The sequence below is a fragment of the Mesorhizobium sp. BAC0120 genome (assembly GCF_033542235.1).
GTDB lineage: Bacteria > Pseudomonadota > Alphaproteobacteria > Rhizobiales > Rhizobiaceae > JAWRCU01.
Genome location: NZ_JAWRCU010000014.1, coordinates 22571 through 36216, shown reverse-complemented (window position 1 = coordinate 36216; position 13646 = coordinate 22571). Strand labels below are relative to the sequence as shown.

At 63.5% G+C, this 13646-nt stretch carries 11 protein-coding genes; 5 read left to right on the top strand and 6 right to left on the bottom strand.

Annotation, left to right across the window (positions count from 1 at the left end):
• Positions 1–98 precede the first annotated feature (98 nt).
• Together SAZ10_RS25455 and SAZ10_RS25450 are read right to left on the bottom strand one after the other, a co-directional pair.
• Positions 99–848, bottom strand: coding sequence for an SDR family oxidoreductase (locus tag SAZ10_RS25455; protein ID WP_318612207.1), 750 nt, complete (start codon positions 846–848; stop codon positions 99–101).
• 237 nt (positions 849–1085) lie between these two features.
• Positions 1086–2561, bottom strand: coding sequence for an aldehyde dehydrogenase family protein (locus SAZ10_RS25450; protein ID WP_318612206.1), 1476 nt, complete (start codon positions 2559–2561; stop codon positions 1086–1088).
• Positions 2562–2774: 213 nt separating this feature from the next.
• Between SAZ10_RS25450 and zwf the strand changes: the two genes are divergently transcribed.
• Genes zwf through SAZ10_RS25425 form a run of 5 tightly spaced genes read left to right on the top strand, consistent with a single transcriptional unit; the run spans position 2775 to position 7500 of the window.
• Complete coding sequence (zwf, locus tag SAZ10_RS25445; protein WP_318612205.1) at positions 2775–4250, top strand: glucose-6-phosphate dehydrogenase; 1476 nt, start codon at positions 2775–2777, stop codon at positions 4248–4250.
• Between the two features lie 5 nt (positions 4251–4255).
• Complete coding sequence (pgl, locus tag SAZ10_RS25440) at positions 4256–4957, top strand: 6-phosphogluconolactonase (protein WP_318612204.1); 702 nt, start codon at positions 4256–4258, stop codon at positions 4955–4957.
• A gap of 12 nt (positions 4958–4969) precedes the next feature.
• Positions 4970–6793 carry a phosphogluconate dehydratase gene (gene edd / locus SAZ10_RS25435; protein ID WP_318612203.1) on the top strand — a complete coding sequence of 608 codons (1824 nt, stop codon included), beginning with the start codon at positions 4970–4972 and terminating at the stop codon, positions 6791–6793.
• A gap of 51 nt (positions 6794–6844) precedes the next feature.
• The gene (locus tag SAZ10_RS25430) at positions 6845–7096 is read left to right on the top strand and encodes an AbrB/MazE/SpoVT family DNA-binding domain-containing protein (RefSeq protein ID WP_318612202.1); all 252 of its coding nucleotides are present in this window, start codon (positions 6845–6847) and stop codon (positions 7094–7096) included.
• Positions 7093–7500 carry a type II toxin-antitoxin system VapC family toxin gene (locus tag SAZ10_RS25425; RefSeq protein WP_318612201.1) on the top strand — a complete coding sequence of 136 codons (408 nt, stop codon included), beginning with the start codon at positions 7093–7095 and terminating at the stop codon, positions 7498–7500. The genes SAZ10_RS25430 and SAZ10_RS25425 overlap by 4 nt, the downstream gene beginning before the upstream one ends.
• A 311-nt stretch (positions 7501–7811) precedes the next feature.
• Here SAZ10_RS25425 and SAZ10_RS25420 read toward each other — a convergent pair whose 3' ends face one another.
• The 4 genes from SAZ10_RS25420 to folD form a co-directional block, all read right to left on the bottom strand.
• A complete protein-coding gene (locus SAZ10_RS25420) occupies positions 7812–9341 on the bottom strand; it encodes an ABC-F family ATP-binding cassette domain-containing protein (RefSeq protein ID WP_318612200.1) in 1530 nt (509 codons plus the stop codon).
• A 403-nt stretch (positions 9342–9744) separates the two neighbouring features.
• Complete coding sequence (locus SAZ10_RS25415) at positions 9745–11400, bottom strand: vWA domain-containing protein (protein ID WP_318612199.1); 1656 nt, start codon at positions 11398–11400, stop codon at positions 9745–9747.
• 146 nt (positions 11401–11546) lie between these two features.
• Complete coding sequence (locus tag SAZ10_RS25410) at positions 11547–12608, bottom strand: GlxA family transcriptional regulator (protein ID WP_412535297.1); 1062 nt, start codon at positions 12606–12608, stop codon at positions 11547–11549.
• Positions 12609–12670: 62 nt separating this feature from the next.
• On the bottom strand, positions 12671–13570 hold the full coding sequence (folD, locus tag SAZ10_RS25405; protein WP_318612197.1) for a bifunctional methylenetetrahydrofolate dehydrogenase/methenyltetrahydrofolate cyclohydrolase FolD: 900 nt from the start codon (positions 13568–13570) through the stop codon (positions 12671–12673).
• Positions 13571–13646 lie beyond the last annotated feature (76 nt).

Genomic DNA, 13646 nt, shown 5'->3' with positions numbered 1-13646 from the left:
AAAGCATCCCAATAGCGACAAATGGATGACGGCTGCTTTCTTTTCTACACGCATCCGTCAAAGGCCGCACCTTGCCTGCGCCCTTCGAATTCCTGCCTTCAGATACAGCGACCGCCGTCGACTTCCAGCGCCACGCCGGTAATGAACTCGGCCTCGTCGGAGGCGAGCCAGAGCGCTGCATTGGCAATGTCGAGGGGCGTCGAGAGACGGCCAAGCGGCACGGAGGCGCGGAACAGGGCACGCCTCTCGGGCGTGTCCTCGCCCATGAAGAGTTCCAGCATGCCGGTTTCGCCGGCGACCGGACAGAGGCAGTTCACGCGGATCTTTTTCGGCGCGAGCTCCACCGCCATCGACTTGGTCGCGGTGATCACCCAGCCTTTCGAGGCGTTGTACCAGGTAAGGCCGGGCCGCGGCCTCAGCCCTGCAGTCGAGGCGGTGTTGATGATCACGCCGCCGCCCTGTTTTTCCATGAGCGGAACGACAGCAAGCGTGGAATGGTAGATCGCCTTCATATTGACGGCCGTGATCAGATCGAACGTCTGCTCATCGACCTTCAGCATGTCGCCATTGCGGTGGGTGAAGCCCGCATTGTTGACCATGACGTCGATGCGGCCGAATTTTGCGAGCGCGGCGCCAACCATTTCGTCGGTGCCGGATTTCTTCGACACGTCAGCAGTGACCGGCACAGCCGTTTCGCCGATATTGCGAGCGACGCGCTCAGCACCCTCGCCATTGAGGTCTGCGACGACGACCTGCGCCCCCTCCTCGGCAAAACGCCGCGCCATGCCCTCGCCGAAGCCGGACGCGGCACCGGTGATGATTGCAACCTTGTCCTTGAGGCGGGTCATCGTGAACCTCCACTTTGATTGGCGAGTTGGGCGCCCTACGTTGCCCCCCTCTGTCCTGCCGGACATCTCCCCCACAAGGGGGGAGATTGGCCTTCATTTTTGACGGCGCTTGTTCTGCGGCGGCGATTAGCGAAATCAAAGCGGCCGTCCGATCTCCCCCCTTGTGGGGGAGATGTCCGGCAGGACACAGGGGGGCGCGAAAGAGCGCAGCCATCGACAAAACTGCAGTCATATCAACTACCCATGGTTGAACACGACCGTCTTGGTGGCCGACATGTCATAGAGAGCCTCGAAGCCCTTCTCGCGGCCGTGGCCGGATTTGCCGAAGCCGCCGAAGGGAAGCTCGACGCCGCCGCCCGCCCCATAGGCGTTGACGAAGACCTGGCCGGCACGGACCCGCTTGGCGACGCGGTGCTGACGCGCGCCGTCCCTGGTCCAGACCCCGGCGATCAAGCCATAGTCGGTCGAATTCGCGAGCTCGATCGCCTGCTCTTCGGTCTCGAAGGCAAGGAGCGCAAGCACCGGTCCGAACACCTCGTCCTGAGCCAGATGCGATTCCGGATTCACCTCGCCGAACAGGACCGGCGCGAAATAGTGGCCGCTGGCCGGCGCCTCGGAATGAATCGCTCCGCGCGCGAGCACTTTTGTTCCGGCTCGTTCGGCCTCGGCGACCATCTGAGCCACGCGCACCTTCTGCCTGGCACTGATCAAGGCGCCGAGATCGAGGTCAGCGTCATGAGGCCCGGCGACGAGCTTCTCGAACCGCTCTGCGAGCCGGGCAGCGACCTCTTCATAGGCGGGTCGTTCGATCAGGATGCGGCTGCCGGCCGAGCAGGTCTGGCCACCGTTCTGGATGATGGCGTTGACGAGCACGGGCACAGCCTTCTCAATGTCGGCATCGGCAAAGACGATCTGCGGTGATTTCCCACCAAGCTCCATGGTGACGCCGCGGTTATTGACCGCCGCCGCCTGCTGGATCGCCGTACCGGTCGGCGGAGAGCCGGTGAAAGTGACGTAGTCGATGCCGGGATGACCGGCGAGCGCAGCGCCGGCCTCGCGCCCCGTGCCGGTGACGACGTTGAACACGCCCTCGGGAAAGCCTGCCTCCAGCGCGAGTTCCGCCATTCGGATCGCGGTGAGCGAAGCGTCCTCGGCAGGCTTCACGACCAGCGTGTTGCCCATCGAGAGCCCCGCGCCGACGACGCGTGAGAGGATCTGGAGCGGATAGTTCCAGGGGATGATGCCTGCAACCACACCATGCGGCTCCCGGAGCGTCAGCGCCGTGTAGCCGTCGAGGAATGGGATCGTGTCGCCGTGAATCTTGTCGGCCGCGCCGCCGTAGAACTCGAAGTAGCGCAGCGAGGCGTTGACGTCGGCTCGGCCTTGCCGCACCGGCTTGCCCGTGTCGCGGGATTCCAGGGCTGCAAGCTCGCTCGCGTTCTTCTCGACAAGCAGGCCGAGCCTCGTGAGGCGGCGGCCGCGCTCCAAAGCCGGCATACGCGCCCAGCTCGCGGTCGCGAAAGCGGTTCGGGCGGCGGCCACGGCGCGGTCGATGTCGGCCTTGCCCGAGGCTGGGATCGACGCAAAGCTCCGCCCATCTGACGGGCAAACGACATCGATGCGTTCGCCCGAAAGCGAATCCGCCGCCTTGCCGTCAACCAGCTGCATGAATGCACGGCCTTCCGCGACAGTGGTCGACAGATGTGCTCCCATTGCCTAACTCTCCTCTGGATTCCGTCGGCCCGGTGACTATGTTGCAAATGCGAAGGGACGCCAGTGGCGGATTCCTGCCGACAAATCCCTTGCCGGTTGCCCATGTCAAGCTTCGGGGTGCGGCAGCTTGGCGCTGGCACTTGGCGCTGGCAACCTTAAATCGATTAGAATATAGAGGGCCGGCCATCTGACCGGCAGCATTACGGACCAGCCATGACAAGCCAGATCATTCCAGTCGCTCCATTCGACTTCATCATCTTCGGCGGCACCGGCGATCTGTCCGAACGCAAGCTGTTGCCGGCGCTCTACCACCGCCAGCGCGACCATCAGTTCTCGGAGCCCACGCGAATTATCGGTGCCTCGCGCAGCAAGATGAGCGACGAAGATTTCCGCGCCTTTGCGCGCAAATCGATCACGGAGCACGTCAAGGCCGAGTATATCGACAAGGCAGAGCTCGAGAAGTTCCTGAGCCGCCTGAGCTATGTGCCGGTCGATGCCAAGAGCGGCGACGGCTTTGACAAGCTCAAGAAGGCGCTCGGCGAAAGCGACACGATCCGCGTCTTCTACCTGGCTGTGGCGCCGGGCATATTCGGCGACATTTCGCATAAGGTCAAAGAGCACAAGCTGATCACGGCCAACTCCCGCATTGTCGTGGAGAAGCCGATCGGGCGCGATCTCGAGTCGGCAAAGGTGCTCAACGACATCATCGCCGAGGACTTCGGCGAGGATCAGATTTTCCGCATCGACCATTATCTCGGCAAGGAGACGGTGCAGAACCTGATGGCGCTGCGTTTCGCAAACGCGCTCTACGAGCCGCTGTGGAACTATGCCCACGTCGACCATGTGCAGATCACGGTAGCCGAGACGGTCGGGCTCGAGGATCGGGTCACCTATTACGACACGGCCGGCGCGCTCCGCGACATGGTGCAGAACCACATGCTGCAGCTAGTCTGCCTCGTGGCGATGGAGGCGCCTGCTTCCATGGACGCCAATGCCGTGCGCGACGAGAAGCTGAAAGTGCTGAACTCGCTGAAGCGTATCAACGGGCTCGAAGCTCCCAAGTCGACGGTGCGCGGACAATATCGTGCGGGCGCCTCTTCAGGCGGTCCGGTGAAAGGCTATCTGGAGGAGCTCGGTTCCAATAACGGGAGCAACACCGAGACATTCGTCGCCATCAAGGCCGAGATTGCCAACTGGCGCTGGGCGGGCGTGCCGTTTTATTTGAGGACCGGGAAGCGGCTCGCCGCGCGAGTTTCCGAGATCGTCATCGAGTTCAAGCCGATCCCTCATTCGATCTTCAACGACATGGCCGGCCCGATCCAGCCAAACCAGCTGGTGATCAGGCTGCAGCCCGACGAGGGAGTGAAGCAGTTCATCATGATCAAGGATCCAGGGCCGGGTGGCATGCGGCTGAGACAGATCCCGCTCGACATGAGCTTCGCGACATCGTTCAACGAGCGGGCCCCCGATGCCTATGAGCGGCTGATCATGGACGTGGTGCGCGGCAACCAGACGCTATTCATGCGCCGTGACGAGGTTGAGGCCGCCTGGCGCTGGGTCGACCCGATCCTCCGCGCCTGGGAAGACGGCCGCCAGGAAGCGCAGGGCTACACGTCCGGGACCTGGGGACCATCGGCCTCGATCGCGCTCATCGAACGCGACGGACGCACATGGCACGAGAGCGTTTAGAGGAGATGCAGACATCCGCTCAATGGCGTGAGTTCGCCTCGCGCGGCGAGCTTGCCGCGATATTCGCCGCAGATGTCGCCAAGGCGCTGACGCAGGCAATCGAACAGCGCGGGACGGCCTTCCTGGCCGTTTCGGGCGGAACAACGCCGGCCGGCTTTTTCCGTGCTTTGTCGAACGAGGACGTCGACTGGAAGAAGGTCGTCGTCACGCTGATCGACGAGCGCTTTGTGCCCGAAACTTCCGAGCGCTCCAATGCAGCGCTCGTGGCCTCGTCGCTGCTGCAGAACCGGGCGAAGCAGGCGCGCTTCGTCGGACTCTATCAGCCTGCCGAGACGGTCGAGGCGGCTGCCGAACAAGCGTCCAATGCGCTGGCCGCCCTGCCCTGGCCGCTCGATATCGCGATCCTCGGCATGGGAGTGGACGGGCATACGGCTTCGTTCTTTCCTGACGCCGTCAGCCTCGACGCGCTGCTTTCGCCAGACGAGGCCGGCTTCGTTCTGCCGGTCCATTCTTTGAGCGCCGGCGAGCGCCGGCTGACCATGCCGCTGTCGCGCATCGGCGCAGCGGGATGGATTGTCGTTCACATCGAAGGTGCCGAAAAGAGAGCCGTGCTCGAAGCCGCGCTCCAGCCCGAAGTGGCACGGCCCATCAGCGCAGTGTTCCGGCAAGGGAGGAAGCGGCCGGTCGATATTTATTGGGCTCCGTGAAAGGGGATTGCCATGGCGGCAAAACGAGAGATCGAGGCGATCACCGAACGGATTCGCGAGCGCTCCAGGGTATCGCGCGACACCTATCTCGAGAGGCTTGACGCAGCCGCCGGCAATACCGCCAGTCGAGCAGTGCTCTCCTGCGGCAACCTCGCGCACGGCTTTGCCGCTTGCGCGCGCTCCGACAAGTCAGCGCTCGCTGGCGACCGCGTGCCGAATCTCGGCATCATCACCTCCTACAACGACATGCTGTCGGCGCATCAGCCGTTCGAAACGTTCCCGACGCTGATCAAGGAAGCGGCGCGCGAGGCGGGCGGCGTCGCGCAGGTCGCCGGCGGGGTACCGGCCATGTGCGACGGGGTCACGCAAGGCCAGCCGGGGATGGAGCTTTCGCTCTTCTCGCGCGACGTCATCGCGCTCTCGGCGGCTGTCGGGCTCTCGCACAACATGTTCGATGCAGCCGTATTCCTCGGCGTCTGCGACAAGATCGTGCCGGGCCTGGTGATCGCAGCGCTAAGCTTCGGCCACCTGCCGGCTGTGTTCATCCCGGCCGGACCGATGACTTCGGGCTTGCCGAACGACGAAAAGGCCAAGGTCCGACAGCTCTATGCAGAGGGCAAGGTGGGCCGCGCCGAGCTGCTGGCGGCGGAATCGAAGTCCTATCACGGCCCGGGCACCTGCACCTTCTACGGCACCGCGAACTCCAATCAGATGCTGATGGAGATCATGGGCCTGCACACGCCGGGCGCATCCTTCGTCAATCCGAACACACCTCTGCGCGACGCGCTGACCAGGGAAGCGACGAAGCGGGCGCTCTCGATCAGCAGCCTCGGCAACGACTACACGCCTGTCGGGCGAATGATCGACGAGCGCTCGATCGTCAATGGCGTGGTCGGGCTGCATGCGACCGGGGGCTCGACCAACCACACGATCCACCTGATCGCGATGGCTGCCGCGGCAGGCATCGCGCTCACCTGGCAGGACATTTCCGACCTGTCGGAGGTCGTGCCGCTGCTTGCCCGTGTTTATCCGAACGGGCTTGCCGACGTGAACCATTTCCACGCGGCGGGGGGTATGGGCTTCCTGATCCGGGAGCTGCTCGACGGCGGGTTGCTGCACGAGGACGTTCGGACGGTATGGGGCGAAGGGCTGCGCCCCTATGCAATCGAGGCGAAACTCGGCCCCGACGGAAATGTTGTGCGCGAAGCCGCACCCGCCGTCAGCGGCGACGAGAAGGTGCTGGCGCCTTATCCCAAGGCATTCCAGCCGACCGGTGGACTGAAGGTGCTCACCGGCAATCTCGGCCATGCGATCATCAAGACGTCCGCTGTGAAGCCCGAACGGCGGGTGATCGAGGCGCCGGCACTGGTATTCGACAGCCAGCAGGCGCTGAACGATGCCTTCAAGGCCGGCGATCTCGACCGCGACTTCGTCGCCGTCATCCGCTTCCAGGGCCCCAAGGCGAACGGCATGCCGGAGCTGCACAAGCTCACCACCGTGCTCGGCGTCCTGCAGGACCGCGGCCACAAGGTAGCTCTGGTGACGGACGGACGCATGTCCGGCGCCTCCGGAAAGGTGCCGGCGGCGATTCATGTCACGCCCGAGGCGCTTGCGGGCGGAGCGATCGGCAAGGTGCGCGACGGCGACATGGTCAGGCTCGATGCCGAGAACGGCACGCTCGAGGTGATCGTGCCGACCGAGCAGCTTGCGGCGCGCAAAGTGCCGGCAATCGACCTCACCGGCAATGAGTACGGCTTCGGCCGTGAGCTGTTCGCCGGCTTCCGCCAGCTCGCGACGCGCGCGGACCAAGGGGCAGCGGCGTTTGGGATTGCTTGAAAGTAAGGCAAAATTACCTTACATTGTGGATGATCCCGAGAGAGATCGTCCATGACAATCCTCACTGTCACATCCAAGGGCCAAGTGACTCTCCGCAAGGATGTTTTAAAGCACCTCGGGGTAAAGCCGGGCGACAAGATCAGGGTGGATCTCGCCCCCGATGGGGAGGCCACTTTGAAGGCAGTAAAGCCAGGTGGCGGACTCGAACGGTTTTTTGGAAGTCTGCACGATCCAAACGGGCCTTCACTGACCCTGGAAGAGATCGATGAGATCATAGCTGATGCATGGGCCGGAAAGCGGTGAGGATCACGCCGGACACAAACGTTCTTGTCCGCATTGCTACTGCAGATAACGAATTTCAAACTCAGACTGCATACGCTGTTTTGAATGCCGCAGGCTTAATCGCCCTGCCGGTGGCAACGCTGTGTGAATTGGTGTGGGTTCTTCAGAAGGGCTACAAAAAGCCGGCGCTTGCGATTGCCAGGTCGCTGCGGGACCTCCTCGATTCAGAAAAAGTCGAGACGAACAGGCTTGCTATCGAAGCCGGCCTATCATTGCTCTTGGCAGGTGGCGACTTTGCCGACGGCGCAATCGCATATGAAGGCAGGCAGCTGGGGGGCGATGTGTTCGTTACCTTCGACAAGCGGGCTGCGCAGCTGATCTCCAAAGAAGGAAGCCAGGCTGAACTGCTTCCATCTGGCCACTAGAGCGTTCTGCTTTTGAGTCGAGGCAGGACTTTCACAGTTACCCCGTGAAACGGGGCGTTGCAGTTGATAGCGACGAAGGTAGTTTTTTGACCGTCGGCGCGGCCCCTCATCGCCCTGCCGGGCACTTCTCCCCGTAGAACGGGGAGAAGGACGCCGGCCGTTTTTGAAGGCGCTTCTTCTGCAACGCGGGCGATTGGCGAAATCAAAGCGGAAGTCGTGCTTCTCCCCGCTGGCGGGGAGAAGGTGGCGGCAGCCGGATGAGGGGCGGCGCCAACGGTCAAACCTTAAAGCCGTTGTCAATCCCCTCCCACCTACCCATCCTTTCTCGCGACATCCTCGAAGAAATCCTCCGGCCCCTCCATCTCGACGATGCGCCGTTTGTCGATCAGCCAGAAGCGGGTACCCACGGCGCGCACGAAGCTGCGGTCATGCGAGACCAGCAGGCAGCTCGCTTCATGCTCCATCAGCTCCGATTCGAGCGCTTCCTGCCCCTCGATGTCGAGATGATTGGTCGGCTCGTCGAGCAGGTAGAAGTTCGGCGTGGTGAGCCGCAGCGCCAGCATGCCGAGCCGCGCCTTTTGCCCGCCGGACAACCTGCCGATCGGGCTCGACTGCATGTCGATACTCATTCCCGCACCGGCCAGCAGGCTGCGGGCACGCTGCTCGCCGAGCTCGAAGCGCCTCGAGATCAGGGCCAGCGGCGTATCGCTGTCCGGCAGATCGGCCAGGCCTTGATCGCCGTAGCCGAGCACCAGCGAAGGCGTGGCCTTGACGGCGCGGTCCGCGGTGTCGGGCTCGGCAATTGCCTGCCTGAGCATACCGATCAAACGCGTCTTGCCGACGCCGTTGCGACCAAGCAGGACAACCCGGTCGCCCTGGCGGATCCATAGCCTGCCTGTCCTGAACAGCAGCACGCCATCGGGCGACGTCACCGCGGCATCATCGAGCGTGATCAGCGCCTTGGCGTGAGTACCGCGGTTGGCGAGCCTGATCACGCCCGCCGATCGTTCCTGATGCACCGGACGCGCCGCATCCTCGATGCGCTCGGCCCGTTGCCTGAGCTGCTTGGTCTTCACGGTCAACAGATCGCTGCCCGAATTGATGCCGATATTGTTGAGCTTGGCAGCCTGCCGGCGTAGCTGCTCGGCCGTCTTCATGTCCTTCTGGTAACGGCGCTCGTCGGAAGCGTCGATCTCGTCGAGTGCCATCCGTGCCCGCGAATACGGCAGCGAAAAGAAACGAGATGCTTCCGGTCGCAGGAAGACCGTCCGGTTCGTCACCGCGTCGAGGAACGCGCGATCGTGGCTGGAGACGATCACGGGCATGTCGCGGGGCAATGCGTTCAGCCAATGCTCGAGTTGGCTGATGCGGGCCAGGTCGAGATGATTGGTCGGCTCGTCGAGCAGAAGCACGTCCGGCTCGCCCACCCATGTGCGGGCAAGCATGGCGAGCCTCTGCCAGCCGCCGCTCAAAGCAGACAGCTTCCGTTCGTGCAGCGCTTCCGGCACTTCCAGCTCACCCAGCACGACATCGACACGCCAGGCTTCGCTTTCGATCAGGTCCGCAGGCAATGCCCGGCAAACCACTTCACGAAATGTCAGCTCGGCGAGATCGGCCGGCACGTCCTGCTCGACATGGCCGATGCGCAGACCGCGCGCCCGTATGATGTCGCCGGTCGTCGGCTCGAATGATCCGGCGATACAGCGCAATAGCGTGGATTTGCCGCGACCGTTGGCGGCGACGATGCCGAGCCGATCCCCGGCTGCGACTGTCAGATTGAGGTTGGAAAAGAGAGGCGCACGGAGCGTGACGCCGAGCGAACGCAGATTGATCAGGGCCATTGTCGTCTCTGGTCTGTCCGGCCAGTCCCCACATCAGATCGAGATCGTGTTCTGGGGCGGCTTCAGTGGATTGTTGCGAGGCCGGCATGAGTTCAAGGCTCACGCACGGCATCACCACGAAGGGCAGACCGAAAAGAGATGCGCTTTCTGGCGATCGTCTGTGGTCAGCCCTGCAAACGCATTTGCAGGGCATGGACGGGGCCGCGCTGGCGATGGTGATCGAACCTAGTCACGCAGCCCTCCTTTCTTGCTTGACGAGCCTGATCTTCCATAGCGGCAGCCTCGTCCGTTGGCAATGCCAGAGCGGCTTACGCCGCTCCAGCGCCTTGTTTATGCATCGGATCTGGCCGACAACCGCTGGACACTATTCGCTGACGCGGTCCTGCGGTTCGGTCCCGATGCTCTACTGGATCTTCACTTCGCTTCGCTCGCCGGCCTTCACGGTTGCCGAACCCTCCTTCGTGCCGCCATTGTCCGGCAGAGTCACGAGGATGGCATAGTCGCCGGGCGGCAGAGTCGTCTGGAGCGTGTCGGCATAGGCCGATCCGAACGGCTTGCGATTGCCACCGATGTCCTTCTTTGCTGCGAAAATCTCGATCTGGTAGGCGCCGGGAGCATTCACCGCCAGCACGCCCGCATCGAGGCTGACATCGACGTTCTTCGCCTCGCCGGCCGCGAGGCTGAAAGGCGCCTCGGCCACGGCCTCGTCCATCCTGGCAATCACCACGTAGTCGCCGGGCGGAAGGTCGTATTTGCTGTCGGCGCCGTATTCGGTGCCCAAATCCTCGCGGCTGCCGTCGATCTTCTTCTTTGCCTTGACGACCTGGAAGGCGAGGCCTCCGGCATCGACCTTATCCCCTCCGGCAGTGTAATACGCATTTGCCACGACGTGGCCGACACCGACGATGATATCCTTCTCGATTGTCTGCCCGGCGGCGAGCTGTATGGTCTCGCTGACTTCGCCTCCGCCGATCTTCACCGTCACCTTCGCTTCGCCGGCAGGGAGCACGATCTTGGTATCGCCATAGGTCGTGACCGGTCGTTCGCCGCGGGGATAGCCGATCACGACAGTTGCTCCGTTGGCTGTTTCGGCGCCTTCGCTCGGCCGCGGATGGATGATGAGGGTACCGGCGTTGAGAACGAAACTCGGCGCAGCGACCTTGTCGCCCTCGATCTTCACCGGGAGCTCCAGGGACGCCTCGCCGAGACCTGCCCTGACGACATAATCGCCGGGCTCGAGATTGCCCTTGTATGCACCGTATTCGGTCGTGACGCGTTCGCCTTCGCCGCCGGCGGCATCGGCCTTACGGACCTCGTAGGAAAGGCCGATGTCATCGACAGCCGGCCCGCCTTCGGCGAGCGTCGTCACCGGCATGAAGTTGAATTCCGGCCTGGCCGGCTCGGGCGCAGGGGCCGCCGCTGGCTCGGGCGCCGGAGCCGGTGCGGCGACCGTTTGCGCCAAAGCATCCCTAAGCCCGGCCGCATCGTTGGCCTGGAAATATTTGCCGCCGGTGTTCTCGGCGAGACAGGCGACTTCCCGCCCCTCTTCCGCCGTGAGGCCGAAGCCGACGACATGCGCGGTAAAGTCCACGCCGGACTGCTTCAGCTCCTTCCCGAGCGCACAAGGATCGGCATTGCAGGTCTCCAACCCATCCGTGATCAGGATCACGGTGGCCTTGTCCTCGGTGTATTTCAGTGCCTCCGCCGCCTGCTTGACGGCCGCGGTAAGAGGCGTCTTGCCAAGGAATTTCAGATTGTCGGCGGCGATGTTGATGGCGCCTGCGGTGTTGGCGGCGGGCGGGACGATCAGCTCGATATCGTCGCAGCTGCCCTTCTCGCGATGACCGTAGGCCATGAAGCCAAGCTCGAGATCCGGCGGCAGCGTCGGCAGCACCGAATGCAGGGTTTCGCGGGCGATCATGAGCTTCGGCTTGCCGTCGATCTGGCCCCACATCGAGCCGGATGCATCGAGAATGACGATCGCTCGGTCGGCCGCTGCCGCCGAGAGGCTCAAAGAGAGAAGGAAGAATACGCCCCAGAGAAGCCGCCCAAACGCCATTGTCCACACCCTCCGTTGCCTGGCGCCGCGGACGCTAGTGGGGAGCCGGCAACTAGGCAAGACCAATGGGGTGACCCGACAGAGTTCTCCCCATTCGCTGCGAGGCAACCCGACGACAGCGGGCGGTCATCTCGCGCCGGCCGGACTCAGTACGTCGTTCGCCGTTCTTCGCTCGGCGGGCGGCCGAATTGCAGCCGGTAGCTCTGCGCAAAATAGGAGTGCGACGTAAAGCCGGTGGCGATCGCCACGTCGAGAATCGGCATGTTGGTCTGGCGCAGCAGCTCGCGGGCGCGCTCCAGCCTCAGCCGCATGTAGTAGCGGCCAGGCGTCATGTTCAGATGGCGCAGGAACAGTCGCTCCACCTGCCGAACCGAGAGACCGGCCGACTTGGCAAGCTCGACCGCCGAATAGGGCTCGTCGAGATTGTCGGCCATCAGCTCGACGATCTTCTTCAGCTTCTCCGACTTGCCGGTGAGATCGCGCTCGGGCCCGACGCGCTGGCGATCGCCGGCCGAGCGAATGCGCTCGTGCTGGAACTGGTTGGCGACCGAGTTGGCGAGGTTGGGGCCGAAATCGGTGCGGACGATCTCAAGCATGAGGTCGATCGAGGTCGTGCCGCCGGCGCAAGTGTAGCGCTTGCGATCGATCTCATAGACATTGCCGGTGCACTCGATCTCGGGAAAGCGCTCCATGAAGCCAGCGCGGTTTTCCCAGTGGATGGTGCAGCGATAGCCGTCGAGCTGGCCGGCCTCGGCAAGGAGGTAGGACCCCACCGAGAGCGCACCGAGCTTGCCGCCGCGCCGGCCCCAGCTCCTCAGTGCGGAAAGCACCTTGCTCTTGCCGGGAAATTCAGTGGTGAGACCGACGCTGACGAACAGGATGTCGACCGGCGGGATATCGGCGACGCTATAGTCGATCTTGAGCGGCAACCCGTTGGAGGCCATCACCGCGTCGCCATCGGCCGATACGGTGGTCCAGCCATAGAAGTCGCGGCCGAGCAGCCGGTTCGCCGATCGGAACGTGTCGATCGCGGCCGCGAGCGAGAACATGGAGAACTTGTCGACCAGCAGAAATGCGAACTGCCGGCCGCCCAGGCTCGGGTCGGGCGTGATCGGAACCTCTACTGGAGCGGGAAGCGTGCGCAAGTTTGGCGGAGCCGCTCCTTCGGCTAAGCGGGAATTCGTGGGCTGACCCACGAATACCTGCATGGATTCGCTTGGTTGCCGCAGCTTCGTATAGCCAAACCGTGGGACACTTTTTCGGAACCTGCCTAGAAGCCGGGCCGCTTGCGGCCGGCCGCAAGATAGGCGGAAGTGACCGTGTTGGCCATCAGCATGGCGATCGTCATCGGACCGACGCCGCCCGGCACCGGCGTGATCGCGCCTGCAACCTTGACCGCCTCGTCAAAGGCGACGTCGCCCGCCAGCCGCGTCTTGCCCTCCCCCTTCTCAGGGGCCGGAATGCGGTTGATGCCGACGTCGATGACGGTGGCGCCGGGCTTCACCCAATCGCCCCTCACCATCTCCGGACGTCCGACGGCGGCGACGAGGATATCGGCCGTGCGCGCCAAGGCCGGCAGATCCTTGGTGCGGCTATGGGCGATGGTGACGGTGCAGTTGGCGGCGAGCAGGAGGTTCGCCATCGGCTTGCCGACGATGTTGGAGCGTCCGACGACGACAGCGCTCAGGCCGGACAGATCCTTGCCGCGGACCCGCTCGATGAGCAGCATCGAACCCGCCGGCGTACAAGGCACGAAGGCGGTGGCGAGCTCGCCCGTGCCAAGCTTGCCGACATTGATGAAATGGAATCCGTCGACATCCTTCTCGGGCGCGATCGCCTGAATGACGCGGCCGGAATCGATGTGCTTCGGCAGCGGCAGCTGAACCAGGATGCCGTTGATTGCGGGGTCGGCATTCAGCTCCGCGACAATGCGGAGCAACTCGGCCTCGGTGGTCTCAGCCGGCAGCGTGTGCTGGAGCGAATGGAAGCCACACTCCTTGGCCTTCTTCGATTTCGCGGCGACATAGACCTGGCTTGCCGGGTCCTCGCCGACAATCACGACAGCCAGGCCGGGAGGCCTGCTGCCTGATCCAACCAGCTCGGCCGTGAGTGCCTTCACGCGGGCGACGACTTCCTCGCCCACGGCCTTGCCATCGATGATTTGCGTCATTGCGAGCTCTCGACAGTCATTGCATTCAGGCGCGGCATATTCACGAAAAACTGCCGGCGCAATCCCGACATTGCGC

Coding starts and splice junctions, on each gene's coding strand:
- SAZ10_RS25430 (WP_318612202.1), top strand. CDS start 6,845: ATGACAATCCTCACTGTCACATCCAAGGGCCAAGTGACTCTCCGCAAG.
- edd (WP_318612203.1), top strand. CDS start 4,970: ATGGCGGCAAAACGAGAGATCGAGGCGATCACCGAACGGATTCGCGAG.
- zwf (WP_318612205.1), top strand. CDS start 2,775: ATGACAAGCCAGATCATTCCAGTCGCTCCATTCGACTTCATCATCTTC.
- SAZ10_RS25420 (WP_318612200.1), bottom strand. CDS start 9,341: ATGGCCCTGATCAATCTGCGTTCGCTCGGCGTCACGCTCCGTGCGCCT.
- SAZ10_RS25410 (WP_412535297.1), bottom strand. CDS start 12,608: ATGCAGGTATTCGTGGGTCAGCCCACGAATTCCCGCTTAGCCGAAGGA.
- pgl (WP_318612204.1), top strand. CDS start 4,256: ATGCAGACATCCGCTCAATGGCGTGAGTTCGCCTCGCGCGGCGAGCTT.
- SAZ10_RS25415 (WP_318612199.1), bottom strand. CDS start 11,400: ATGGCGTTTGGGCGGCTTCTCTGGGGCGTATTCTTCCTTCTCTCTTTG.
- SAZ10_RS25455 (WP_318612207.1), bottom strand. CDS start 848: ATGACCCGCCTCAAGGACAAGGTTGCAATCATCACCGGTGCCGCGTCC.
- folD (WP_318612197.1), bottom strand. CDS start 13,570: ATGACGCAAATCATCGATGGCAAGGCCGTGGGCGAGGAAGTCGTCGCC.
- SAZ10_RS25450 (WP_318612206.1), bottom strand. CDS start 2,561: ATGGGAGCACATCTGTCGACCACTGTCGCGGAAGGCCGTGCATTCATG.